Genomic DNA, 23429 nt, shown 5'->3' with positions numbered 1-23429 from the left:
GCGCCCGGCAGACCGGCCCGGCGCGTAGCGGCGATGTGCTCGCGGGCGATCCGCGGCCGCCCACCGGCGTGCGGAGGAGGGGAGGCCGCGGGCCGCCCCGGCGCGACGGCCCCTCGCCGCCCGGCACGTGCGGCCGCCGCTCCCCGGGTCCACCGCGCGCGGGGCACCAGCCCTCCGGCGACCCGGCGCCCGCTTTGCGCCCGCGCCTTCGCGTGCACCTGGCACGCCCCTGTACGCGCCCCCGCTCACCCGTGCGCCCCGTGCCCACCCCGCCGGGCAGGGCCGCGTCGGCTCAGCCGCCTCCAGGGGGCGTACGCCCCCGCGCGCGGCTCTCCGGTGCGCGCCGGGCCCTGTTCCCTCGTGGCCCGATCACTGCGACCGTTCCGCTCCGGGCGCCGGCGACGGGTGCCCGGTCCGCCCCGATCCGTCCCCTCAGAGGAGTCCCCGTGCCGCGTCCGACCGCAGACCAGCCCCTGTCCGAAGGCTCCGTCCTGCGCACCCCGCCCGAACTGACCGCCGACGCCTGGCGGCGGGCCGAGCGCCGGCTGCTGGCCAAGATGCTCGGCGAGTTCGCGTACGAGGAGATCATCGAGCCCCACCCCCTCGCGCCGCCCGGACCCGACGGCGCCCCCTACCTCCTGCCGCTCGGCGGCCCGGGCGACGCCGCGCTGCGGTTCCGGGCACGGCGCTGGGCGTACGGGCACTGGCAGGTCGAGGCGGGCAGCGTCACGCTCGTCGAGAACGGTGGTGCGCCCCGCCCGTACGGTGATCCACTGGACTTCCTGGTGCGCGCCCGACCGCTGCTGCGGCTCGACGGCGACACCCTCGGCCACGTCCTGCGCGAACTCACCCGCACCCTCGCCGCCGACACCCGCCTCGACGCGACCGCGCTGACCGCAGCGGAACTGGCCGACCTCGACTACGCCGCTCTGGAAGGCCACCAGACCGGTCATCCCTGGCTGGTCCTGAACAAGGGGCGCATCGGCTTCTCCGCCGAGGACACCGCGCGCTGGGCGCCCGAGGCCCGCCGCCCGGCCCGGCTGCCGTGGATCGCCGTCCACACCTCCCTCGCCGACTACCGGGGCGTGCACGGCCTCGACGCCGAGCGTCTCTACCGCGGCGAGCTGGACGAGGCCACCCGTGAGCTGTTCGCCGGCGTCCTGCGTGACCAGGGGCTGGACCCGGCCGCCTACCTCTACCTGCCGGTCCACCCCTGGCAGTGGGACGACACGGTGGTCCCGCTCTTCGCCCCGGCCGTCGCCGACCGGCGCATCGTGCCACTGGCCCCCGACCCGGACGAGCGGCTGCCCCAGCAGTCCATCCGCACCTTCCTCAACCTGAGCCGACCCCGGCGCCACACCGTCAAACTCCCGCTCACCATCCTCAACACCCTCGTCTGGCGCGGCCTGCCGACCGAACGCACCCTCGCCGCCCCGGCCGTCACCGACTGGGTGCGGGGCCTGCGCGACAACGACCCGTACCTGCGCGACGAGTGCCGCGTCATCCTCCTGGGCGAGGTCGCCTCGGTCACCGTCGGCCACCCCGTCTACGACGGCCTGCCGGAAGTCCCCTACCAGTACAAGGAGTTGCTCGGCGCGATCTGGCGGGAACCGCTCAGCCACCATCTGGACGCCGGGGAACGCGCCCGCACACTGGCCTCACTGATCCACACCGGCCGCGACGGCCGGGCCTTCACCGCCGAACTCGTCGCCCGGTCCGGCCTCGACCCCCGTGACTGGCTCCGCCACCTCTTCGCCGCGCTGCTGCCGCCCCTGGTCCACTTCCTCCACCAGTACGGCACGGTCTTCTCCCCGCACGGTGAGAACGCCATCGTCGTCTTCGACGAGCACGACATCCCCACCCGGCTCGCCGTCAAGGACTTCGTCGACGACGTCAACATCAGCTCCGAACCGCTGCCCGAGCACGCGGACATGCCCGACGAGGTGCGTGCCGTCCTGCTCACGGAGAGCCCGGGCTTCCTGCCCCAGTTCATCCACTCGGGCCTCTTCATCGGCGTCTTCCGCTACCTCGCGCCGCTCTGCGCCACGCAGCTGGGCGTCCCGGAGGCCGACTTCTGGCAACTGGCGCGCGCCGAGATCGTCCGCCACCAGACCCGCTTCCCCCACCTCAAGGAGCGCTACGAGCTCTTCGACCTCTTCGCCCCGGAGATCGAGCGGCTCTGCCTCAACCGCAACCGCCTCCACCTCGACGGCTACCGCGACCGCGCCGCCCGCCCGCACGCCGCCGTGCACGGCACCGTGCCGAACCCCCTGCACGCGGAGCCGCCGCACCCCCTCGCCGCTGGGTGAGCGGGGGCGCGCGGGAGCGTACGCGCCGCCCGGAGCACGGGAACGGGACGGGGCTGTCGGTGGCGCACCGTAGGCTGGAGCGGCTATGACGAAGCCCTCACTCACCGAGCTCCTGCACGCCGCCGTCGCCGCCGTGGGCGGCACCGAGCGGCCCGGTCAGGTGGCCATGGCCGAAGCCGTCGCCTCGGCCATCGACGACTCCTCCCATCTGCTCGTCCAGGCGGGCACCGGCACCGGAAAGTCGCTCGGCTACCTCGTGCCCGCCCTGGCCCACGGGGAGCGGGTGGTGGTCGCGACGGCCACCCTGGCCCTCCAGCGCCAGTTGGTCGAGAGGGACCTGCCCCGCACGGTGGAGGCGCTCCATCCGGTGCTGCGCAGGCGCCCCGAGTTCGCCATGCTCAAGGGCCGCTCGAACTACCTCTGCCTGCACCGGCTGCACGAGGGCGTGCCGCAGGAGGAGGAAGAGGGCCTCTTCGACCCGTTCGAGAGCGCCACACCCACCAGCAAGCTCGGCACCGACCTGCTGCGGCTGCGCGACTGGTCCGACGAGACGGAGACCGGCGACCGGGACGACCTGACGCCCGGCGTCTCCGACCGTGCCTGGTCGCAGGTGTCCGTCTCCTCCCGGGAATGCCTGGGCGCCAGCCGCTGCGCCTACGGGCAGGAGTGCTTCGCCGAGCTGGCCCGCGAGCGCGCCCGGCTGGCCGACGTCGTCGTCACCAACCACGCGCTGCTCGCCATCGACGCCATCGAGGGCGCCCCCATCCTCCCCTCGCACGAGGTGCTGATCGTCGACGAGGCCCACGAGCTGGTCTCCCGCGTCACCGGCGTCGCCACCGGCGAGCTCACCCCGGGCCAGGTCAACCGTGCGGTGCGCCGCGCGGCCAAACTGGTCAACGAGAAGGCGGCCGACGCCCTCCAGACCGCCGCCGAGACCTTCGAGGGCCTGATGGAGCTGGCCCTCCCCGGCCGCCTGGAGACCGTCCCGGAGGACCTCGAGTACGCCCTCGCCTCGCTGCGGGACGCCGCACGTACGGTGATCTCGGCGCTCGGCGCCACCCGCGACAAGTCGGTGCAGGACGAGGACGCCGTCCGCAAGCAGGCGCTCGCCTCCGTCGAGTCGATCCACACCGTCGCCGAGCGCATCTCCCAGCGTTCCGAGTACGACGTGGTCTGGTACGAGCGGCACGACCGCTTCGGCGCCTCGCTGCGGGTCGCCCCCCTCTCCGTCTCCGGGCTGCTGCGCGAGAAGCTCTTCGCCGACCGCTCGGTCACCCTGACCTCCGCCACCCTCAAGCTCGGCGGTGACTTCAACGGCGTGGGCGCCTCCCTCGGCCTCGCCCCTGAGGGCACCGCCGGCGTCGACGGCACGCCCGGCGCCGACCTGCCGGTCTGGAAGGGCGTCGACGTCGGCTCCCCCTTCGACTATCCGAAGCAGGGCATCCTCTACGTCGCCCGCCACCTGAACAACCCCGGCCGTGAGGGCACTCGCGCCGACATGTCCGACGAACTGGCCGAGCTGGTGGAGGCGGCCGGCGGCCGCACGCTGGGCCTCTTCTCGTCGATGCGCGCGGCCCGTGCCGCCGCCGAGGAGCTGCGCGGGCGCCTGGACGTGCCGATCCTGCTCCAGGGGGAGGAGACGCTCGGCGAGCTGATCAAGAATTTCGCGGCCGACCCCCGCACCTGCCTCTTCGGCACACTCTCCCTGTGGCAGGGCGTGGACGTGCCGGGGCCGAGCTGCCAGTTGGTGGTGATGGACCGCATCCCGTTCCCGCGCCCCGACGACCCGCTGATGTCGGCCCGCCAGAAGGCCGTCGAGGAGGCGGGAGGCAACGGCTTCATGGCGGTGGCCGCCACCCACTCCGCGCTCCTCATGGCGCAGGGCGCGGGCCGCCTCGTCCGTGCCACCGGGGACCGGGGCGTCGTGGCCGTCCTCGACCCGCGCCTCGCCACCGCCCGCTACGGCAGCTACCTCCGCGCCTCCCTGCCCGACTTCTGGTACACCACGGACCGGAACCAGGTCCGCCGCTCGCTCGCCGCGATCGACGAGGCGGCCCGGGCGGAGGGGAAGTAGCGGGGGAAGGGGCCCGGAAGGCCCGGAGCCGGCCGGCTGACGCCTGAGCCCGGTGATTTCCTGAGCCGGGGACGCCTCTTCCGGGACATGCGAAGAGTCCCGGAACCGGCGCAGAGGTTCCGGGACTCGCCAGGGGGTACCGGCGGGGTCAGACCCGCCGCAGGACCGCGACGACCTTGCCGAGGATGGTGGCCTCGTCGCCGGGGATCGGCTGGTAGGCGGCGTTGTGCGGCAGGAGCCAGATGTGGTTGTCCTCGCGCTTGAAGCGCTTCACGGTCGCCTCGCCGTCCAGCATCGCGGCGACGATGTCGCCGTTCTCCGCGACGGGCTGGCGGCGGACGGTGACCCAGTCGCCGTCGCAGATGGCCGCCTCGACCATCGAGTCACCGACGACCTTGAGCACGAACAGCTCACCGTCGCCGACCAGCTGGCGGGGGAGGGGGAAGACGTCCTCGACCGACTCCTCGGCCAGGATCGGCCCGCCGGCCGCGATCCGGCCGACCAGCGGTACGTAGGAGGCGGCGGGCTTGCCCGTGGTGTCCGCGGGCTGCGTGCTCGGCTGGTCGGAGCCGCGCACCTCGTACGCCCGGGGGCGGTGCGGGTCGCGGCGGAGGAAGCCCTTGCGCTCCAGGGCCATCAGCTGATGGGCGACGGAGGAGGTGCTGGAGAGGCCGACGGCCTGCCCGATCTCCCGCATCGACGGCGGGTAGCCGCGGCGCTGCACGGAGTCGCGGATGACCTCGATGACGCGGCGCTGCCGGTCGGTGAGGCCCGAACTGTCGGCGCGGATGCCCGGAGGCCGGCCGGGGAGCGAGCGGGCGGGCTTCGCCCCCTCCTGGTGCGAGGCGGGCTCATTCATGGCGTGCACCGACTCCCGTCGTCCCTGGGACCGGCCCTGGGCGGTGATGGTGGCGCTGTCTGCGGTCGTGGTCACGTCGGCCCCTCTCGGTGTGTACTCCCTGGATAGCCAACGGTAGTTGCTTTCGAAAGGTTGCGCCAAACACACGTTCGAGTGAAAAACCGCAGTTCAGCTGACGTGGGCGGGCGTTCGGGTGTATGGGCGAGGCCGGTCCTGGTGGGGTGTTTACCGCCGGGATGTCCGCTTCCGGCGGGCCGGAGGCGGTGCGGCGCCCCGCCGGGCACGTTCTTGCGGCCCCGCCCGGGGCGCGCCCGGCTCGATCGGCCGTGCGGTGACCTCCTCCGCCGTGGCCGGGTGCCGGAGGCGGTGCGGACCGCTCCCGGCGAGCTCACAGTCTGCCATCCGAGGCCGGTGGCCGGTCGCACCGGCCCCCCTTCGCGGGCGCGCACGCCCGCCCTCCGTATGCTGCGGAGCCGTGCGTGGTGGCGGCGGGCCCGGGGTCCGCCGGCCGTCCGCGCGCGCCGGTCCGCCGGGCGGGCCGGCCGTTGCCCGAAGCGGCGTGCCGCGGGGGCCCTCGGCGACACGCCGTCGGGTCAACTTTCCCTCCAGACACCAGATCTAGTGGTGAGACGAGGGAGGGGGCCCACAAGTTGTGGTGCGGGTGATTCGGCCGGAGGTTCATCGCCTATGCTGGAGCCTGCTTCGAGGGGCCGTGCGGCCCCGGCGAGCCACTGAGTCGTGCTGTGAAGGAGGGTTCGGAGTCTCATGCACTGCCCCTTCTGCAGGCACCCCGACAGCCGTGTCGTGGACAGTCGCACCACCGACGACGGAACGTCGATCAGACGTCGCCGCCAGTGCCCCGACTGCTCCCGTCGCTTCACGACCGTGGAGTCCTGCTCCCTGACGGTCGTCAAGCGCAGCGGCGTGACCGAGCCCTTCAGCCGGGCCAAGGTCATCAGCGGCGTCCGCAAGGCGTGCCAGGGCAGGCCGGTGACGGAGGACGCGCTCGCGCAGCTCGGCCAGCGGGTCGAGGAGGCGCTGCGCGCCACCGGCAGCGCCGAGCTGGCCGCGCACGACGTGGGCCTCGCCATACTGGGCCCGCTCCAGGAGCTGGACCTCGTGGCCTACCTGCGGTTCGCCTCGGTCTACCGGGCGTTCGACTCGCTGGAGGACTTCGAGACCGCCATCACCGAGCTGCGGGCGCAGGAGCGCGGCGGGGTGGACGGCGAGGAGCAGGGGCCGGGCGTTCCGGCTCCCGTCACGGCCACCGACTGAGCGGGCCGGGCCGCCGTTCCCCCGGCGGCGGAAGCAGGATGTGACCGGGCGCTGCGGCGGCGTCCGGAAGAGAAGACAGACCGTGTCGCAGGGAAGCTCTGCGCACTTTTGGGTGTTTCACCCACATATGGGAGGCGGCATGACAGAGACGGCGAGCGGCCCGGCACGAGGTTCCCGTACGAAGGGTTCCAAGGCCAAGGGCCTGCGTATCGAGCGCATCCACACGACGCCCGGCGTGCATCCGTACGACGAGGTCCAGTGGGAGCTTCGTGACGTCGTCATGACCAACTGGCGCGACGGCTCGGTCAACTTCGAGCAGCGTGGCGTCGAGTTCCCCGACTTCTGGTCGGTGAACGCGGTCAACATCGTCACCAGCAAGTACTTCCGCGGGGCCGTCGGCACCCCGCAGCGTGAGACGGGGCTCAAGCAGCTCATCGACCGCATCGTGAAGACCTACCGCAAGGCCGGCGAGGAGAACGGCTACTTCGCCTCTCCCGCCGACGCGGAGATCTTCGAGCACGAGCTGGCCCACGCGCTGCTGCACCAGATCTTCAGCTTCAACTCCCCGGTGTGGTTCAACGTCGGCACGCCGCAGCCGCAGCAGGTCTCGGCCTGCTTCATCCTCTCCGTCGACGACTCCATGGAGTCGATCCTCGACTGGTACAAGGAAGAGGGGATGATCTTCAAGGGCGGCTCCGGAGCCGGCCTGAACCTCTCCCGCATCCGTTCCTCCAAGGAACTGCTCTCCTCCGGCGGCAACGCCTCCGGCCCGGTCTCCTTCATGCGCGGCGCCGACGCCTCCGCAGGGACGATCAAGTCGGGCGGCGCCACCCGCCGCGCGGCCAAGATGGTCATCCTCGACGTCGACCACCCCGACATCGAGGACTTCATCCGCACCAAGGTCAACGAGGAGGAGAAGATCCGCGCCCTGCGCGACGCGGGCTTCGACATGGACCTGGGCGGTGACGACATCACGTCCGTCCAGTACCAGAACGCCAACAACTCGGTGCGCGTGAACGACGAGTTCATGAAGGCCGTGGAGTCCGGCGGAACCTTCGGCCTGCGTGCCCGCATGACCGGCGAGGTCATCGAGGAGGTCGACGCCAAGTCCCTCTTCCGCAAGATGGCCGAGGCCGCCTGGGCCTGTGCCGACCCCGGCATCCAGTACGACGACACCATCAACGCCTGGCACACCTGCCCCGAGTCCGGCCGTATCAACGGCTCGAACCCGTGCAGCGAGTACATGCACCTGGACAACACCTCGTGCAACCTCGCCTCGCTCAACCTCATGAAGTTCCTCAAGGACGACGGCAAGGGCAACCAGTCCTTCGAGTCCGAGCGCTTCGCCAAGGTCGTCGAGCTGGTCATCACGGCGATGGACATCTCCATCTGCTTCGCCGACTTCCCCACCCAGAAGATCGGTGAGAACACCCGCGCCTTCCGCCAGCTGGGCATCGGCTACGCCAACCTCGGCGCCCTGCTCATGGCGACCGGCCACGCCTACGACTCCGACGGCGGCCGCGCCCTGGCCGGTGCCATCACCTCGCTGATGACCGGCACCTCCTACCGCCGCTCCGCTGAGCTCGCGGCCGTGGTCGGCCCGTACGAGGGGTACGCCCGCAACGCCGAGCCGCACCAGCGGGTCATGAAGCAGCACGCCGACGCCAACGCCAAGGCCGTGCGCACCGACGACCTGGACAACCCGGTCTGGGCCGCCGCGACCGAGGCGTGGCAGGACGTGGTGCGCCTCGGCGCCAAGAACGGCTTCCGCAACGCCCAGGCGTCCGTCATCGCCCCGACCGGCACCATCGGTCTCGCGATGTCCTGCGACACCACCGGCCTGGAGCCCGACCTCGCGCTGGTCAAGTTCAAGAAGCTGGTCGGCGGCGGCTCCATGCAGATCGTCAACGGCACCGTGCCGCAGGCGCTGCGGCGCATGAACTACTCCGAGGAGCAGATCGAGGCGATCGTCGCCCACATCGCCGAGCACGGCAACGTGATCGACGCCCCCGCGCTCAAGCCGGAGCACTACGAGGTCTTCGACTGCGCGATGGGCGAGCGCTCCATCTCCGCGATGGGCCACGTCCGGATGATGGCCGCGATCCAGCCCTGGATCTCCGGCGCCCTGTCCAAGACGGTCAACCTCCCCGAGACGGCCACCGTCGAGGACGTCGAGGAGGTCTACTTCGAGGCGTGGAAGCTCGGCGTCAAGGCGCTCGCGATCTACCGCGACAACTGCAAGGTCGGCCAGCCCCTCTCCGCCAAGAAGAAGGAGGAGGAGAAGGCCGAGATCACCGAGCAGGCCGAGGAGACCATCCGCGCCGCCGTGGAGAAGGTCGTCGAGTACCGCCCGGTCCGCAAGCGCCTGCCCAAGGGCCGTCCCGGCATCACCACCTCCTTCACGGTGGGCGGCGCCGAGGGCTACATGACGGCCAACTCCTACCCGGACGACGGCCTCGGCGAGGTGTTCCTGAAGATGTCCAAGCAGGGCTCGACCCTCGCGGGCATGATGGATGCCTTCTCCATCGCCGTCTCGGTCGGCCTCCAGTACGGCGTGCCGCTGGAGACCTACGTCTCGAAGTTCACCAACATGCGCTTCGAGCCGGCCGGCATGACCGACGACCCGGACGTGCGGATGGCCCAGTCGATCGTCGACTACATCTTCCGCCGGCTGGCGCTGGACTTCCTGCCCTTCGAGACCCGCTCGGCCCTCGGCATCCACTCCGCCGACGAGCGCCGCCGCCACCTGGAGACCGGCTCCTACGAGCCCGCCGAGGAGGAGCCGGCCGAACTGGCCGCGCCCGCCCCGGAGGTCTCCGCCCCGGCGACCGGCACGGAGATCCCGCAGGCCAAGCCCGAGCAGCAGGCGCACACCTCGGCCGAGCTGGTCGAGATGCAGCTCGGCATCAGCGCGGACGCCCCGCTCTGCTTCTCCTGCGGCACCAAGATGCAGCGCGCCGGCTCCTGCTACATCTGCGAGGGCTGCGGCTCCACCAGCGGGTGCAGCTGACAGCCGGCCGGTCCGCGGCACCGGGCGCGCTGAGCGGCGTGCGGTGCTGAGAGCCTGGTGAGAGGGTGCCGGCCGGTGGGCGGGCACCCTCTTCGCGCTTTCCCGCCCGGTACCGGGGAACCTGCCACCGGATGTCCGCGTTCCGGCCACGGCGGGGCGGCGGAGCCGGTAGGAAGGGCGGATGACGAGCACCCGGGAAGTGACCAGGTCCCTGGCGGCGCGGGACCAGCTGCTGCCCGTACCGGCGGGCGAGGTGACCCTGCGCGACGAGGCCGCGAAGACCGAGCGGACCGTCGCCGTGGCCGCCTTCGAACTCGGTGCGTACCCGGTGACCCGGGAGCGGTACGCGGCGGTCACCGGGCAGGAACCGGCGGGCCCCGGAGGGCCGGGCACCCCGGTCACGGAGGTCTCCTGGCCGGACGCCCTGCGCCACTGCAACCTTCTCTCGCAGGCGCTGGGCCTGCGCCCCTGCTACCTCCTCGGGGACGACCCGGACGCACGTGACACCCGCTGGGACCGGGAGGCCGACGGGTTCCGCCTGCCGACCGAGGCCGAGTGGGAGTACGCCTGCCGCGCCGGTTCGCCCGACGTCCGGTACGGGCCGCTGGACGAGGTCGCCCACCACCGGGGCAACTCCGGCGGACGCCCGCACCCGGCCGGCACCCGGCGGCCCAACGCCTTCGGTCTGTACGACATGCTCGGCAACGTCTGGGAGTGGTGCTGGGACCTGTACGACCCGGAGGTCTACGGGCCGTACCGGGTGTTCCGGGGCGGTGGCTGGCAGGACGAGCCGCGCGGGGTCCGCGCCGCCTGCCGCCGCAAGAGCCACCCGACCCTGCGCATCGACGACCTGGGCTTCCGGCTGGCCCGGTCGCTCTGAACCGGCCCGCCCGGCGGCACGGCGCCACGGCCGGGCCGGCGAGCACCCCACGGCCCGGCCGCCGCCGCCCGCCACGGTGACCGCCTCGCCGCGGTCCTCGGAGGCTCACCGGCCGGGCGCGAGTCCACCGCCCGCAGCCGCCTGCGCATCGCCGTGCCGCACATCGCCGTGCCGCTGCCCGGCGGCGGGCGGGAACGGTGGACGTGACCGCGGGGGCACCGTCCACCACGACAGCCGCGCCGCCGGTGCCGCCCGCACGCCCGGGGCCGCGGCGCCTCCGCACCGAGGACCGCGCCACCCGCCGGACCACGAGGGCCCGCCCGCGCCGGGGGGCGGTGCCGCACGGCCTCACCGCCGAGCGGCGCCGCGGGCTCCGCGCGGCAGGCCCCGCGCCGACCGAGGGCGCACAGGAGGACAGCCCCTGCCCGCGCCCCGCTCGCGCGAGGGCTTCGCCCGCGGCCGGGCGGGGCGGCCCGCCACGGCCGGAGGCTGACCGGCCGCGCCCCGGCGCCGGGCGGGGTCAGACGCCGACGTCGGCCATGAGCTGCGCGAAGGCGTCCGGGTCGGCGTCGGCGAAGCCTCGCACCTCCCGCCGCAGCTGCCACGCGCCGGACTCGTCACGCCGGAAGACCGCGATGGCCGCCGCCGTGGCGTCCCCGACCTCCGCGAAGTCGTAGGTGGCGAGCGTGTCGTACTCCTCGACGATCTCCGCCTCCGTGCGGGGCACGCCGGAGAAGGTCTTGGCGCCGGTGCGCTGCTGTATGGCGACGCCGATGACGATCCGGTCGAGCCGCTCCGACATCCGCTCGAACTCCAGGCTCATCACCTCGTCGAAGCCGAGCCCCTGGCCGGTGCGGCTCTCGCGCTGGAGGTGGATGGTGCCGTCGGGGGAGCGGGCGTCGAAGTGGACCAGCTGGTCGGGGGCGCCCCGCGGGTCGTCGGCGGAGAAGGCGGCCGCGATCAGGTCGAGGTCGTGGGCGGCCTCGCCGAGCGGACTCGGGTCCCACTTCAGCCGGATCTCGATCGTCCCGAGGTTCTTGTTGGGCGTGCTCATCGCGGTCCTTCCCCCTGTGACATACCCCGTCGGCCCTTGCCCGGGCCGGGAAACTCCATCCTGCCACGCCGTTCTGACACGGCGTCGGAGATGCCTATGCCCCACTTCCCCGTACCGGAAGCCTCCGGGAGGACGAACGGATGCGCGAGGCGCGGAACTTCGGCCATCCGTGCTTCGTGCGCGGGGGCCCTGCGCGGGCACCGGGGCCCGTACGATGGCGCGGTGCTGGTCAAGTGGACGCGCTGCACCGTGAAGGACCGCCGGGGGTTCGAGCGGGGACAGCGCAAGTGGGCGGGGCTCCCGGGGGAGCCGGGGTTCCTGGGACAAGGAGGGGGGTGGAGCCGGTCGCGGCCGGACGTGGCCCATGTGTTCAGCCTCTGGGAGAGCCGTGCCTTCTACGACTCCTTCATGGCGCGCTCCCACGACCGGCTCGCTGCCTCGCAGTCCGGCACGTACACGGGGGCCCGGGTGCGTCTCTTCTCGCACCGCTTCGACGTGAGGACCGGGTTCGAGCCGCGCTTCACCGACGTCGACGTGGTGCGGGTGGCCCACTGCCGGGTGCGGCCCGACCGCGTCGACAACTTCTCGCTGATGCAGGAGAAGGTCTGGAACCCGGCGATGGCCGGCTCGCCCGGCATGGTCCGCGGCCTGTTCGGGGAGGCGCCGGGCGACGAGTTCCTGATCCTGTCCATGTGGTGGGCGGCCGCCGAGCACGGCAAGTACCGCACCGAGCGCATCGAGCGGCTCTCCCTGCGCGCCCGTACGGCCGCCGACGTCGCCGCCCTGACCGGCGCCGTCGTCGACCTCGAACCGTCCTGGACGGTCTGAGCGGGCGCCCGACGACGCGCCGGTCGCCCCGGCCGCCGCCGCCCGGCGCGGCCGAACTAGGGTTTGCCCATGGTCCGACCGCGACGCATCGTCCTCGTCCGGCACGGCGAGTCGGAGGGCAACGCCGACGACAGCGTGTACGAGCGCCAGCCCGATCACGCGCTGCCGCTCACTGCGAGAGGCCGCGCCGAGGCCGTCCGGGCGGGCGTACGGCTGCGCGAGCTCTTCGGCCACGAACGCGTCAGCGTCTACGTCTCGCCCTACCTCCGTACCCACCAGACCCTCGCCCACCTGGGCCTCGACCCACAGGTCGTCCGCATCCGCGAGGAGCCCCGGCTGCGCGAACAGGACTGGGGGAACTGGCAGGACCGAGAGGACGTACGCCGGCAGAAGGCGTGGCGGGACGCGTACGGGCACTTCTTCTACCGGTTCGCGCAGGGTGAGTCGGGCGCCGACGTGTACGACCGCGTCGGGGCGTTCCTGGAGAGCCTCTACCGCAGTTTCGAGGCGCCCGACCACCCGCCGAACGTGCTGCTGGTGACCCATGGCCTCACCATGCGGCTGTTCTGCATGCGCTGGTTCCACTGGACGGTCGCCGAGTTCGAGTCGCTCTCCAACCCGGACAACGCCGAGCTGCGGGTCCTGGAGCTCGGCGACGACGGCCGCTACCACCTCGACCGGCCCTTCCACCGCTGGCGGGAACCCGAGCCCTACGGCCGTACCGGCTAGAGTGAACAGCGCGATGACCGCTGACACGAACCACGACCCGCGCGTCGCCCGCGCCCTGGCATCCCTTCGCGGACTGGCCGTCGGCGACGCCCTCGGCGCCCAGTTCTCCCACCCCGGCAGCCATCCGCTCCTGCGCCGCCGCCTGCTTCCGGACGGCCCCTGGCGGTGGACCGACGACACCGAGATGGCCGCCTCGGTGGTCGCCGCCCTCGCCGCCGACCACCGCGTCGACCAGGACGGCCTGGTCGACGCCTTCGCCCGTCGCCACGACCCGGCGCGCGGCTACGGCCGGGGCACCGACTGGCTGCTGGAGCAGATCAGGGACGGCGGCGACTGGCGTGACCTGTCGGCCGGCATGTTCAAGGGCCACGGCTCCTGGGGCAACGGTGCCGCCATGCGCGTCGCGCCGCTCGGTGCCTGGTACGCGGGCGACGCCGAGCAGGCCACGCACCAGGCGGAGATCTCCGCCTACCCCACCCATCAGCACCGCGAGGCGGTCGTCGGCGCCATGGCCGTGGCCGCGGCCGCCGCGCTCGCCGCCGACCCGGCCGGGCCGCCCACCGGCGGCACCCTGCTGGACACCGTGGTGGAGCTGGTGCCGCGCAGCGCGGTCGAGGCGGGGCTGCGGCGCGCCCGCGACATGCTCGACTACCGGGACGCGGGCACCGTCGCCGCCGTCCTGGGCTGCGGCCGCCGCGCCACCGCCCACGACACGGTGCCCTTCTGCCTCTGGTCGGCGGCGCGCGGCCTCGACGACTACGAGGCCGCCTTCTGGCGGACCGCCCAGGCCGGCGGCGACATCGACACCACCTGCGCCATCGTCGGGGGCGTCCTCGCCTCGGCCGGGACGCCCCCGCCCCCCGAGTGGGCCGAGCGCACCGAACCGCTCCCGGCCTGGCTGGGGGAGGCCCTCGGGGCGTGAGGACGACGGCCCGCACGGGCCGTCCGCCCGTGCGGCTGCCTCTCCCGGCGCCGGGCACATGCTCGTCGCGCCCCGGGCCGGAAAGTGTCACGGTCATGCCACAACGTGCCGCCGGCCGGGGCGGGCGCCCGGACCCTGGCTAGCCTGCCCCCACGCGCCCGGACGAGCACGCCGGCCGCGAGGAACGATTGCCGGTTCCGGCACGCCCGTCCTCCCCGCGTCCGCGCCGGAGCCGAACGCCGCGTGCCCGGACCGGCCGGGAGGGGGTCCCGTGCCGGACGGGGACAAGGGGATCGAGGAGCGGCGCCGCTGCGAGGACGCGGCCGAGTCGCCGGAGCGTGAGGCGCCCGGGGCGACGGCCGGGAAGGCGACGCCCGGCTCCGCCACCGCCGCCGACCGGCGAGCCGGCGCACCGGCGGAGGCGGAGCCCGGCGAGCACACCGGGACGGCCCGGGACGGTGAGGGAGCAGGCGGCTCCGCTCAGGTGGACGGAGAGACCGCTCCCGACGGGAAGGCGCCCGCGGCGGCGCTCCTGGAGAAGCCGGTCGAGGAGCGGGAGGCGGCCGGCGCCACCGGTGCGACGACGGCGGACCCGGCTCCGGACGTCCCGGAAGTCCCCGAGCCGGACGGCGACGGCCCGCGCTACGAGCGGCTGCCCGACCCGCCCCCGCCGCTGTTGGACAAGGTCCGCTCCGCCCCGCCCGCCCCCGTCGGCACCGCCACCCTGGTCGCCGCCGCCGTCACCGGCCTGCTCAGCGGGCTCCTGCTCGGCGAGGGCCTGGCCGTCAACGCCCTGCTCATCGCCCTCCCGCTCGCCGCCGCGGCCTGGTTCGCGGCGCGGCGGGCAGGGCGCCGTCCCCGCCTCTCGTCCCTCGCCTGGGGCGCCGGAGGGCTCGCGCTGCTGGCCGTGCCCGTGTGGAGCGACGCGGAATGGCCCACGCTGCTCGCGCTGCTGGCCGCGGTGGGACCCGGCGCGCTCGCCCTGCACGGCTGCCGGAGCTGGGCCGGAGTGCTGCTCGCGCCGTTCGGGCTGGTCACGTCGGTGAGACGGGCGTTCGGCTGGGGCTGGCGCGGAGTGCGCGAGCGAGCCTCCGGCGGGGACAAGGATCTCGCTCCGCTGATGCGGTCCGTGCTGGTCGCGGTGATCCTGCTGCTGGTCTTCGGCGGGCTCTTCGCCACCGCCGACCAGGCGTTCGCGGACCTCCTCGGCAGCCTTGTCCCGGACGTCGGCGCCTCCGGCGCACCGTGGCGGATCGCACTCGCCGTCCTGGTGACGGGGGGCACACTGGCCGTCGCCCACACGGCGGCCGCCCCGACCCGCTGGGACGGGCTCGGCCCCGGTCCCGGCCGCGCACGGGGACGCGTCGAATGGGCGCTGCCGCTGGTCCTCCTCGACCTGCTGTTCGCCGCCTTCGTCGCCGTCCAGGCCGCCGTCCTGCTGCGGGGGGACGACGCGGTACGGGCCGGCGACGGCCTGACCTACGCCGCGTACGCCCGTGAGGGCTTCTGGCAACTCCTCTTCGCCACCGTGCTGACCCTCGCCGTCATCACCGTCGCGGTCCGCGTCGCGCCCCGCTCGGGCCCGCGTGACACGGTGCTGGTCCGCGCCGTTCTCGGTGTGCTCTGCCTGCTCACCCTGGTGGTGGTCGCCTCGGCGGTCCGCAGGATGGACCTGTACATGGGCGAGTACGGGCTGACCCGCCTGAGGCTCTCCGTCGTCGCCATGGAACTGTGGCTGGGCGTGGTGGTCCTGCTGATCCTCGCCGCGGGGGTCCTCGGCACGCGGCTGCTGCCCCGCGCGGTGCTCGCCTCGGGCGCGGTGGCGGTCCTCGCCTTCGGCCTGGCCTCGCCTGACAAGCTGATCGCCGAGAGCAACCTCGCCGCCCACCGGGACGGACGCACCCTCGACCTCGGCTACCTCTCCGGCCTCTCCGCGGACGCCGTCCCGGCCCTGGACCGCCTCGACGAGCCCCTGCGCTCCTGTGCGCTGCGGGCGATCGACGTCCCCGCCGCCCCCTGGTACGCGACCAGTCTCAGCCAGGCCCGCGCCCGCGAGATCCTCGCGGCCCGCCCCCTCCAGGCCCGCCCCTGCCACGACATGCTCACCGGCGACATCTCCCCCTCCGTCCGCTGACCCACTCGGCCATGCCTTCGCATCCGCGATCAACGCACCCTCGCCGGCCGGCCCTCTCCTCCTGCCCGCCCCCGGCCCGGGAGGACCCCACGCGAACTCCCCTACCGTGCCCGCCGGGTGAGCCGGTGGGCACGGCCGCACGGTGCTGACCGCCGGAGAGCGGGTCCCGTTCCCGGCGGGGGCGCACGCACCGCGCGCTCCCGCCGCCCCGGTGTGGCGCACCCCCGCCGCAGTACCCTTACTGTGCGGAAGCGAAGACCATGACGGGCGCCAGGGGAGATCACCGGACGGACGCGCCGTCCGTCCGCGCCGGAGTGCGCGGGCGGAGGTGCGAGGGCGGCGGGCACCAGCGATCCGGACAAGAGGAGGAGCCGGGGTGTCCTCCCGGAACCGGGCCGCGTACGCTGTCTGGCGCCATGCCGTACGAATCACCCACGCACACCGTCGAGCGGTCCTTGCGCGCCACGACCGGAGCCAAGATCGTTGCCGGTGTCGACGAAGTGGGGCGCGGGGCCTGGGCCGGCCCGGTCTCCGTCTGCGCCGCCGTCACCGGACTGCGCCGGGCACCCGAAGGCCTCACCGACTCCAAGCTCCTCGCTCCCAAGCGGCGCACCGCGCTCGCCGGTGAGCTGGAGAACTGGGTCACCGCCTACGCCTTCGGTCACTCCTCGCCCGAGGAGATCGACGACCTGGGTATGACCGCCGCCCTCCGGCTCGCCGCCGTGCGGGCCCTGGAGGGGCTGCCGGTCCGCCCGGACGCCGTGATCCTCGACGGGAAGCACGACTACCTCGGTGCGCCCTGGAAGGTCCGTACGGTCATCAAGGGAGACCAGTCCTGCGTCTGCGTCGCCGCCGCCTCGGTACTCGCCAAGGTGCGCAGGGACGCGATGATGGCGGAACTGGGCGTCGGCCACGAGGACTTCTGCTTCGCGGACAACGCCGGGTACCCCTCGCCCGCGCATCAGGCGGCGCTCGCCGAGCGGGGACCGACCCCTTACCACCGGCTCTCCTGGTCGTATCTCGACGGGCTGCCCAAGTGGCAGCACCTCAAGAGGATCCGTGTGCCGGTACGCGGAAATGTCACGGAGATCGAAGGACAACTCGGTTTCGATTTCTGATCTTTTCCGCACTTGCGTGCCACCCCCCTTTATGTCCCGTGTCGACGTTTGATAAATGTCGTCCTTATGCCTCCCTTTCCCGAGGAGCCTCAGATTCACGAGAGTGCCCAGGGTCCCCGCGCCACTCCGGCCAGCAGCCGCGTGACGCCGACCCCTCGCCCCGTACCCGGACCCCGTTCCGCGGTACCGCCCCGTCCCGGACCGCCCCGTCCCGCGCCGCCCGCCCAGCGGGCCGCCGGAGCGAAGCCCGGCCCGGCCTCGACGCCCGACTCCCCCGCCGGCTCCGCCGGCGGCCGGGGCGCCCCCCAGATCCAGCTCATCCCGGCCCCGGCCGGCGGTGCTCTGGACGCCGCCGACGAAGCGGTCGACCTGCTCCTCGACTCCGGGCGCGCGCCCGCCGAGGTGCTGGTGCTGACCACCGGCGACCCGCACCCGTGGACCGCTCACGAGCGGTCCTTCGGCGAGGACGCCTACTGGCGGCAGCAGGACGCGGCCGACGACGTCTTCTACGCCGACGGTGCCTCGGCCGGCCAGGCCAAGCCCCGCCCGGTGGTGGTGGTCGCGGCCAACGGCGGCGACGACACGGTCAAGTCCGTGCTGCCCACGGCGCTCACCCGGGCCCAGGCCCTGCTGATCGTCTGCGGCGACCCCCAGCAGATCAACTCCGTGCTGGGCGCGGGAGTCTGACGCCGCACCCGGCGCCGGACCTCCGGCGCCGGGGCGGCGCCCTTCCGGCGGGTACGCCGGGTGCCGCCCCGGGTTACCGCGCGGCAGGCCGCGCCGAGATGGCCCGACGCGTCCGTCGAGGGCGGCCGGGGCGTGTCAGTCCGCCCGCACCGTCCCTCGGGCGGCGGGCCGTTCCCCACCACTCTGCTCCGCCCGCCCGGCGGCCGGCCCGACGGCGGGCCGGCGCCCGCCCCGGTCCTCACCCAGGATCTGCCAGCCGGACGCGGTGAGCGTGATGTACGAGCCGCAGCGCAGGCCGTGCAGCGTGCACGCGTCCCGCAGGCCCCACATCCAGGCGCCGTCCTCCTCCGTCCAGCGGGTCTCCTCGTCACGGCAGTGCAGCAGGACCGCGGTCCGCGCGGGGGAGCGGCGCCGCAGGTCGTGCGGTGTCACGCGACGCAACTGGGTCAGCAGCGCGTTCCGGTGGACCCAGCCGTCCCCCGAGGCCGGGCCACGGGCGAACGAGGCGCTGGCGCACACTCGCTCGTCGTGGTCGAGCACCCCGACCACCGCCGTCGACGAGGTCGGCCGGTGCAACGCGTGCAGGGCCTCCACCACCTCCTGCGGTACCCGGAGCGGGGGGATGGCCGCGGCGGCCCACTGGGCGGGTGCCAGTGTGCGGCCCGGCCGGCCGGACGCGTCGGCGGGTATCGGTGGTCGGGACGTCGAAGCGGTCGCGGTCGGAGCGAATCCGAAGGTCACGGTCCTCCCTTCGGGTACACGCCCGCAAGCGGGCGAGGAGGTGACGGACGAGGAGCGCACCACGGCAGAGCCCTGCCGGGCCGGCGGGACCGCGGGAAGCGATGCCCGTTCCCGCCCTCGCGAGGGCCCGCGGCGCGAGCGGTCGGGGGCCCGGGCCGGTCTCCGCCGGTACGCCTCTTCCCAAGTCTTCCCAGCGCACGGCCCTCCGACGCCCGGTTCAGCCCTCCACGGCCAGGACCAGTGGCAACACCGCCCCGGCTCCGGCCCGCCGCAGCAGCCTGGCCGAGACCGCCAGCGTCCAGCCGCTCTCCGTGGAGTCGTCCACGAGGAGCACCGGCCCCGGCGTCGCCGCCAGCGCGGCGGAGAGTTCCGCCGGCACGGTCAGCGCCCCCTCCAACACCCTCAGCCGCTGCGCGCTGTTGCTCCGCGACGGTGTGTGCTCGGCGGCCTCCGGGGTGAGCTCCAGGGAACCGAGCAGCGGCATCCGCCCGATCTCGGCGATCCTCGTCCCCAGAGCGCCGATGAGACGGGGCCGGCGGCGCGAAGGCACCGTGACCACCCCCACCGGCCGGGCCGGGGCGTCCGGCCCGCCCGACGCCCAGCCACCGGGTCCCCTGGCCCAGTCGGCCAGCACCTCCACCACGGCCCGGATCACCTCCTCGGGCACCGGCTCGTCCGGGGCGTCGGCGGCGAGCAGCGGGCGCAGCCGGTTCCCCCAGCCGATGTCGGAGAGGCGCCCCAGCGCACGGCCCGGAGCCGCCTGCTCGCCCGGCGGGATACGCCCCTTCAGGTCCAGGCCGACCGAGGCGAGGCCGGTGGGCCACATCCGGCGCGGCTCCACCTCCACACCGGCCCGGCGCAACTCCCCGGAGGCCGCCTCCAGCGCGGTGGTGGAGACCTCCCCGCCGAACCGGGGCCCCGCGCAGTTGTCGCAGCGGCCGCAGGGCGCCGCCTCCTCGTCGTCCAGCAGGCGGCGCAGGAACTCCATCCGGCACCCGTCGGTCGCCGCGTACTCCCGCATGGCCTGCTGCTCGGCCGCCCGCTGGCGGGCCACCCAGGCGTACCGGTCGGCGTCGTACGACCACGGCTCACCCGTCGACACCCAGCCGCCGCGCACCCGGCGGACCGCGCCGTCCACGTCGAGGACCTTCAGCATCGTCTCCAGCCGTGACCGGCGCAGCTCCACCATCGGCTCCAGTGCCGGGAGCGAGAGCGGCCGCTCGGCGCCGGCCAGCACGTCGAGGGTGCGGCGCACCTGTTCCTCCGGCGGGAAGGCGAGCGAGGCGAAGTACTTCCAGATCGCCTCGTCCTCCCGGCCGGGCAGCAGTAGCACCTCGGCGTGGTCCACGCCGCGGCCCGCGCGGCCGACCTGCTGGTAGTAGGCGATCGGGGAGGCGGGCGAGCCGAGGTGGACGACGAAGCCGAGGTCCGGTTTGTCGAAGCCCATCCCCAGCGCGGAGGTGGCGACGAGGGCCTTGACCCGGTTCCCCAGGAGATCGTCCTCGGCCTGCTGGCGGTCCGCGTTCTCCGTACGGCCCGTGTACGAGGCGACGGTGTGGCCCCGCTGGCGGAGGAAGGCCGTCACCTCCTCGGCGGTGGCGACCGTCAAGGTGTAGATGATCCCCGACCCCGGCAACTCGTCGAGGTGCTCGGCCAGCCAGCCGAGCCGGTGCGCCGGGTCGGGCAGCCGCAGCACACCCAGGCTGAGGCTCTCCCGGTCCAGCGGCCCCCGCAGCACCAGGGCGTCGGAGCCGGTCCCCGTGCCGAGCTGTTCGGCGACGTCCGCCGTCACCCGGGCGTTGGCCGTCGCCGTGGTGGCGAGGACCGGCACGCCCTCGGGCAGCTCGGCCAGCATGGAGCGCAGCCGCCGGTAGTCCGGCCGGAAGTCGTGCCCCCAGTCCGAGATGCAGTGCGCCTCGTCCACGACCAGCAGTCCGGTGGCGGCCGACAGCTTCGGCAGGACGTTGTCCCGGAAGTCCGGGTTGTTGAGCCGCTCCGGGCTGACCAGCAGGACGTCGACCTCGCCCGCCGCCACCTGGGCCTGGACCTCGTCCCACTCCTCCGGGTTGGCCGAGTTGATGGTGCGGGCGGAGACGCCCGCGCGGGCCGCCGCCTCCACCTGGTTGCGCATGAGCGCCAGGAGCGGGGAGACGATCACCGTCGGACCGGCGCCCCGGGCGCGCAGCAGCGCCGTCGCCACGAAGTACACCGCCGACTTGCCCCAGCCGGTCCGCTGCACGACCAGCGCCCGGCGGCCCTCGGCCACCAGCGCCTCGATGGCGCGCCACTGGTCCTCCCGCAGCCGGGCGGAGCCCGTGGGATCGCCCACCAGCCGGGCGAGGACGGAGTCGGCCGTCGTCCGCAGCTCTTCGTTGCTCATGGCCTCCATGCAACCCGATGGGTCGGACAAACCGCGAACGGGCCCGGCCTGCCTGTGGACAACCGGCCCGATGTGGACGACCCGGCACATGTGGACAACTCCGTCACCCGGCTCCGTCCACAGGCCCGAGCGGGATCGCCGGGACCGGGAGGAGAGTCACCGCCATGAGCGATCACACGAACACCACGCCCACCGACTCCGGCGAACCCGGTGTCACCGTCCGCACCCACACCGAGCTGGCGGACGCCCTGCCCTACCTTCTCGGCTTCCAGCCCGACGAGAACCTCGTCCTCGTCGCCGTCCACGGATCGCGGGGCCGCTTCGGCGGCCGGGTCAGGGTCGGCATCCCCGCCGACCCCGCCGACTGGCCGGTGGTGGCGGACGCCGTCACCGACGCCCTGGTGACGGGCAGCGCCCGCCGCCTCGGCACTCCGGACGCCATCGTCGCGTTCCTGTGCCGCGAACCCGGTCCCGGTGAGACCGGTACCGCCGTCATGGAGTACCTCCGCCCACTCGCCCAGCACGTACGGCTGGCAGCGGGCGCGCGCGACGTACCGGTCGTCGAGGCGCTCTGCCTCTCCGGCCACCGCTGCTGGTCCTACTGCTGTCCTGATCCGGTCTGCTGCCCGCCGGAGGGGACCGCCCAGAAACCGCCGGGCACCTCGGCCGTCGCCGCTGCCGCGGCCTATGCGGGGATGACGGTCCGCGGCAGCCTGCGCGCCATGGAACGCCGCCTGCTCCCGCCGGACGACGGCGGGGACCAGCGCTGGGCGGCCGCCCTGGACACGGCCTGCGCACGCCTGCTGCCCCGGCTGGTGGAGGAGGAAGAGGCCCCGGCGGTCGCCGAGGAGACCTTGACGACGGCCGGCGCCCTCATCACCAGGCTGCTCCGGCTTCCGCGGGCGCCGGAGAGCGAGGCGGCCGACGCCCGCGACGACCGCGCCATCGGCGCCGACGAGGCGGCCGCCGTCATCGTGGGCCTCCAGGACCGGGAGACCAGGGACCGGGCCGCCGAGTGGATGGAGGGCCCGCTCGCCTCGCCGGCCCTGCGCCTGTGGCGCGCCCTCGCCCGCCGCTGCACCGGTGCCTACGACGAGTACGCGGCCGCCCCGCTCGCCCTCGCCGGCTGGGTGGCCTGGTCGGCCGGCGACCGCACCGAGGCCCGCGTCGCCCTTGCCCTGGCCCTGCGCGCCGACCCCGACTACACCTTCGCCGTCCTCCTCCACCACGCCTGCGACGAGGGCCTGGCCGCCGAGTCGATCCGCCGCGTCCTGCGCAGGGCGGGCAAGGACCGGCGCCGGGCGGCGGTCGCGGCCGCGCGGGCCGAGTCGGCCGGACCGGCTGAGACGGCCGAGGCCACCGCTTCGGCTGAGAAGGCCGACGCGGCGATGCGGACGGTGCGCGCGGAGAACCCCGAGGAGAGGAGTACGCCCGAGCCCCGACGCCGGACGATCCCGCTGCCCTCGGCTCCGAGGTGGTCGGCACGCCGGGGCGACACCACCCCGTCACCCGCCTCGGGACCGGTGAACCCGGACGCCCGGACGGCGAGGCCCTCGAGCGCGGCGCGGCCGCCCTTCCCGGCCCGCCCGCGTGGCGGACGGCCCGGAGGCGCCCCCGGTGGCCCGCGCGCACCGTACGGCTCAGGACCTGGCCGCGGACCGAGCGGGAAACTGCCGCTGCGAAGCTCGCGCCGCGACCGCCGCCCGCAGGGCAGCCGGCCGCCGAGGGGGCAGGGGTGATGCCTGACGAACGCGACGGCCGGGGTGCCTGACAGGGAAGGGCGGTGAGTTCGCCGGAGACGAGAGGGGGCGAGGAAAGGGGTGAGTGCGTTGATGAGGCGGACGCCGGAACGGGCTTGAGGGGGTGAGGCCGTCGCGGGCACCGACGTCGGCGAGCCGACTGGTTGGGCGCCAGGCCGCTGCGTGGCCTCGACGCTGCGAGCCGGGTTCAAGGATCTGCGAGCCCGTGGCCGAGGGGGTGCGCGTGGCCGGTCCGGGCGACTGGCCGAAGGCAGGCCGGGCGCCGGCTGGGGACAGCTGAGGCTGGAGGCTGGGCGGGCGTGCGCGACGTGTCTGGGCTGAGGGGCGGATCCCCGCGTGCTGGGCAGCAAGCAGCCCCGTCACGCTGCCCCTCACCCCCCTGGACAGGAACGGCCCCCAGGCCGGCCTCGACGTTGGGTCCCGGTCCGGAGGGGGAGTCGGGCGGTGGAGGGGCGCCATGAGGCAGGGGCGGCGAGGGCGGTGCGGCCCGCCCGCCACCGGCTTTCGGCGTACCGCTCCCTCGCGGCTGAGTCCGCGTCCGGTCGGCAGTCGTCGGCGTCCGCTCGTCCCACCGGTGTTCGCACCCCACTCCAGCGTCCGCGCCCTCGCCGGCTCCGCCCTCCAAGGGGCCGGACGGCGGCCCCGCACGGAGGCTGTGAGCCGTGGAGC

16 protein-coding genes are annotated in these 23429 nt (G+C 74.2%); 12 read left to right on the top strand and 4 right to left on the bottom strand.

The genetic code is table 11. From position 1 onward, the window contains the following. Positions 1–446: 446 nt before the first annotated feature. Positions 447–2309 carry an IucA/IucC family protein gene (locus Sdia_RS23905; protein WP_115069024.1) on the top strand — a complete coding sequence of 621 codons (1863 nt, stop codon included), beginning with the start codon at positions 447–449 and terminating at the stop codon, positions 2307–2309. An 85-nt stretch (positions 2310–2394) separates the two neighbouring features. Further along, on the top strand, positions 2395–4383 hold the full coding sequence (locus Sdia_RS23900; RefSeq protein ID WP_100457878.1) for an ATP-dependent DNA helicase: 1989 nt from the start codon (positions 2395–2397) through the stop codon (positions 4381–4383). Between the two features lie 148 nt (positions 4384–4531). On the opposite strand, the gene lexA is transcribed toward Sdia_RS23900, so the two are convergent. Next, positions 4532–5317: a transcriptional repressor LexA gene (lexA, locus tag Sdia_RS23895; RefSeq protein ID WP_100457877.1), complete on the bottom strand. Its 786-nt coding sequence runs from the start codon at positions 5315–5317 to the stop codon at positions 4532–4534. A 690-nt stretch (positions 5318–6007) separates the two neighbouring features. On the opposite strand from lexA, the gene nrdR reads away from it, so the two are divergent. From nrdR to Sdia_RS23880, 3 genes are all read left to right on the top strand, one after another. Continuing rightward, on the top strand, positions 6008–6517 hold the full coding sequence (gene nrdR, locus Sdia_RS23890; RefSeq protein ID WP_100457875.1) for a transcriptional regulator NrdR: 510 nt from the start codon (positions 6008–6010) through the stop codon (positions 6515–6517). 139 nt (positions 6518–6656) lie between these two features. Continuing rightward, the gene (locus tag Sdia_RS23885) at positions 6657–9527 is read left to right on the top strand and encodes a vitamin B12-dependent ribonucleotide reductase (RefSeq protein ID WP_124288045.1); all 2871 of its coding nucleotides are present in this window, start codon (positions 6657–6659) and stop codon (positions 9525–9527) included. A gap of 181 nt (positions 9528–9708) precedes the next feature. Continuing rightward, positions 9709–10407: a formylglycine-generating enzyme family protein gene (locus Sdia_RS23880; protein WP_100457874.1), complete on the top strand. Its 699-nt coding sequence runs from the start codon at positions 9709–9711 to the stop codon at positions 10405–10407. A gap of 520 nt (positions 10408–10927) precedes the next feature. Here the strand turns inward: Sdia_RS23880 and Sdia_RS23875 are convergent. Further along, entirely contained in the window at positions 10928–11566 is a 639-nt protein-coding gene (locus Sdia_RS23875) for a TerD family protein (RefSeq protein WP_371874291.1), read from the bottom strand. Between the two features lie 117 nt (positions 11567–11683). Here Sdia_RS23875 and Sdia_RS23870 point away from each other — a divergent pair, with 117 nt between their 5' ends. The 6 genes from Sdia_RS23870 (at position 11684) to Sdia_RS23845 (ending at position 17879) form a co-directional block, all read left to right on the top strand. Then, positions 11684–12289 carry a YdbC family protein gene (locus tag Sdia_RS23870; protein WP_164495034.1) on the top strand — a complete coding sequence of 202 codons (606 nt, stop codon included), beginning with the start codon at positions 11684–11686 and terminating at the stop codon, positions 12287–12289. Between the two features lie 69 nt (positions 12290–12358). Beyond that, positions 12359–13018 carry a histidine phosphatase family protein gene (locus Sdia_RS23865; protein ID WP_100457872.1) on the top strand — a complete coding sequence of 220 codons (660 nt, stop codon included), beginning with the start codon at positions 12359–12361 and terminating at the stop codon, positions 13016–13018. Between the two features lie 13 nt (positions 13019–13031). After that, on the top strand, positions 13032–13940 hold the full coding sequence (locus Sdia_RS23860) for an ADP-ribosylglycohydrolase family protein (RefSeq protein ID WP_115069025.1): 909 nt from the start codon (positions 13032–13034) through the stop codon (positions 13938–13940). A gap of 484 nt (positions 13941–14424) precedes the next feature. Beyond that, positions 14425–16074, top strand: coding sequence for a DUF4153 domain-containing protein (locus tag Sdia_RS23855; RefSeq protein ID WP_435843125.1), 1650 nt, complete (start codon positions 14425–14427; stop codon positions 16072–16074). 416 nt (positions 16075–16490) lie between these two features. Beyond that, the gene (gene rnhB, locus Sdia_RS23850) at positions 16491–17192 is read left to right on the top strand and encodes a ribonuclease HII (RefSeq protein ID WP_115069027.1); all 702 of its coding nucleotides are present in this window, start codon (positions 16491–16493) and stop codon (positions 17190–17192) included. A gap of 66 nt (positions 17193–17258) precedes the next feature. Continuing rightward, the gene (locus Sdia_RS23845) at positions 17259–17879 is read left to right on the top strand and encodes a hypothetical protein (protein ID WP_100457869.1); all 621 of its coding nucleotides are present in this window, start codon (positions 17259–17261) and stop codon (positions 17877–17879) included. A gap of 135 nt (positions 17880–18014) precedes the next feature. Here Sdia_RS23845 and Sdia_RS23840 read toward each other — a convergent pair whose 3' ends face one another. Together Sdia_RS23840 and Sdia_RS23835 are read right to left on the bottom strand one after the other, a co-directional pair. Beyond that, positions 18015–18620, bottom strand: a complete 606-nt coding sequence (locus Sdia_RS23840) for a hypothetical protein (protein WP_229831623.1) — start codon at positions 18618–18620, stop codon at positions 18015–18017. 217 nt (positions 18621–18837) lie between these two features. Next, complete coding sequence (locus Sdia_RS23835) at positions 18838–21000, bottom strand: RecQ family ATP-dependent DNA helicase (protein ID WP_100457868.1); 2163 nt, start codon at positions 20998–21000, stop codon at positions 18838–18840. 164 nt (positions 21001–21164) lie between these two features. Here Sdia_RS23835 and Sdia_RS23830 point away from each other — a divergent pair, with 164 nt between their 5' ends. Beyond that, positions 21165–22739: a DUF4192 domain-containing protein gene (locus tag Sdia_RS23830; RefSeq protein WP_100457867.1), complete on the top strand. Its 1575-nt coding sequence runs from the start codon at positions 21165–21167 to the stop codon at positions 22737–22739. Positions 22740–23429: the final 690 nt, after the last annotated feature.

This window comes from Streptomyces diastaticus subsp. diastaticus (assembly GCF_011170125.1).
In the GTDB taxonomy this organism is placed as follows: domain Bacteria; phylum Actinomycetota; class Actinomycetes; order Streptomycetales; family Streptomycetaceae; genus Streptomyces; species Streptomyces diastaticus.
This window is presented reverse-complemented; position numbering and strand designations above follow the sequence as displayed.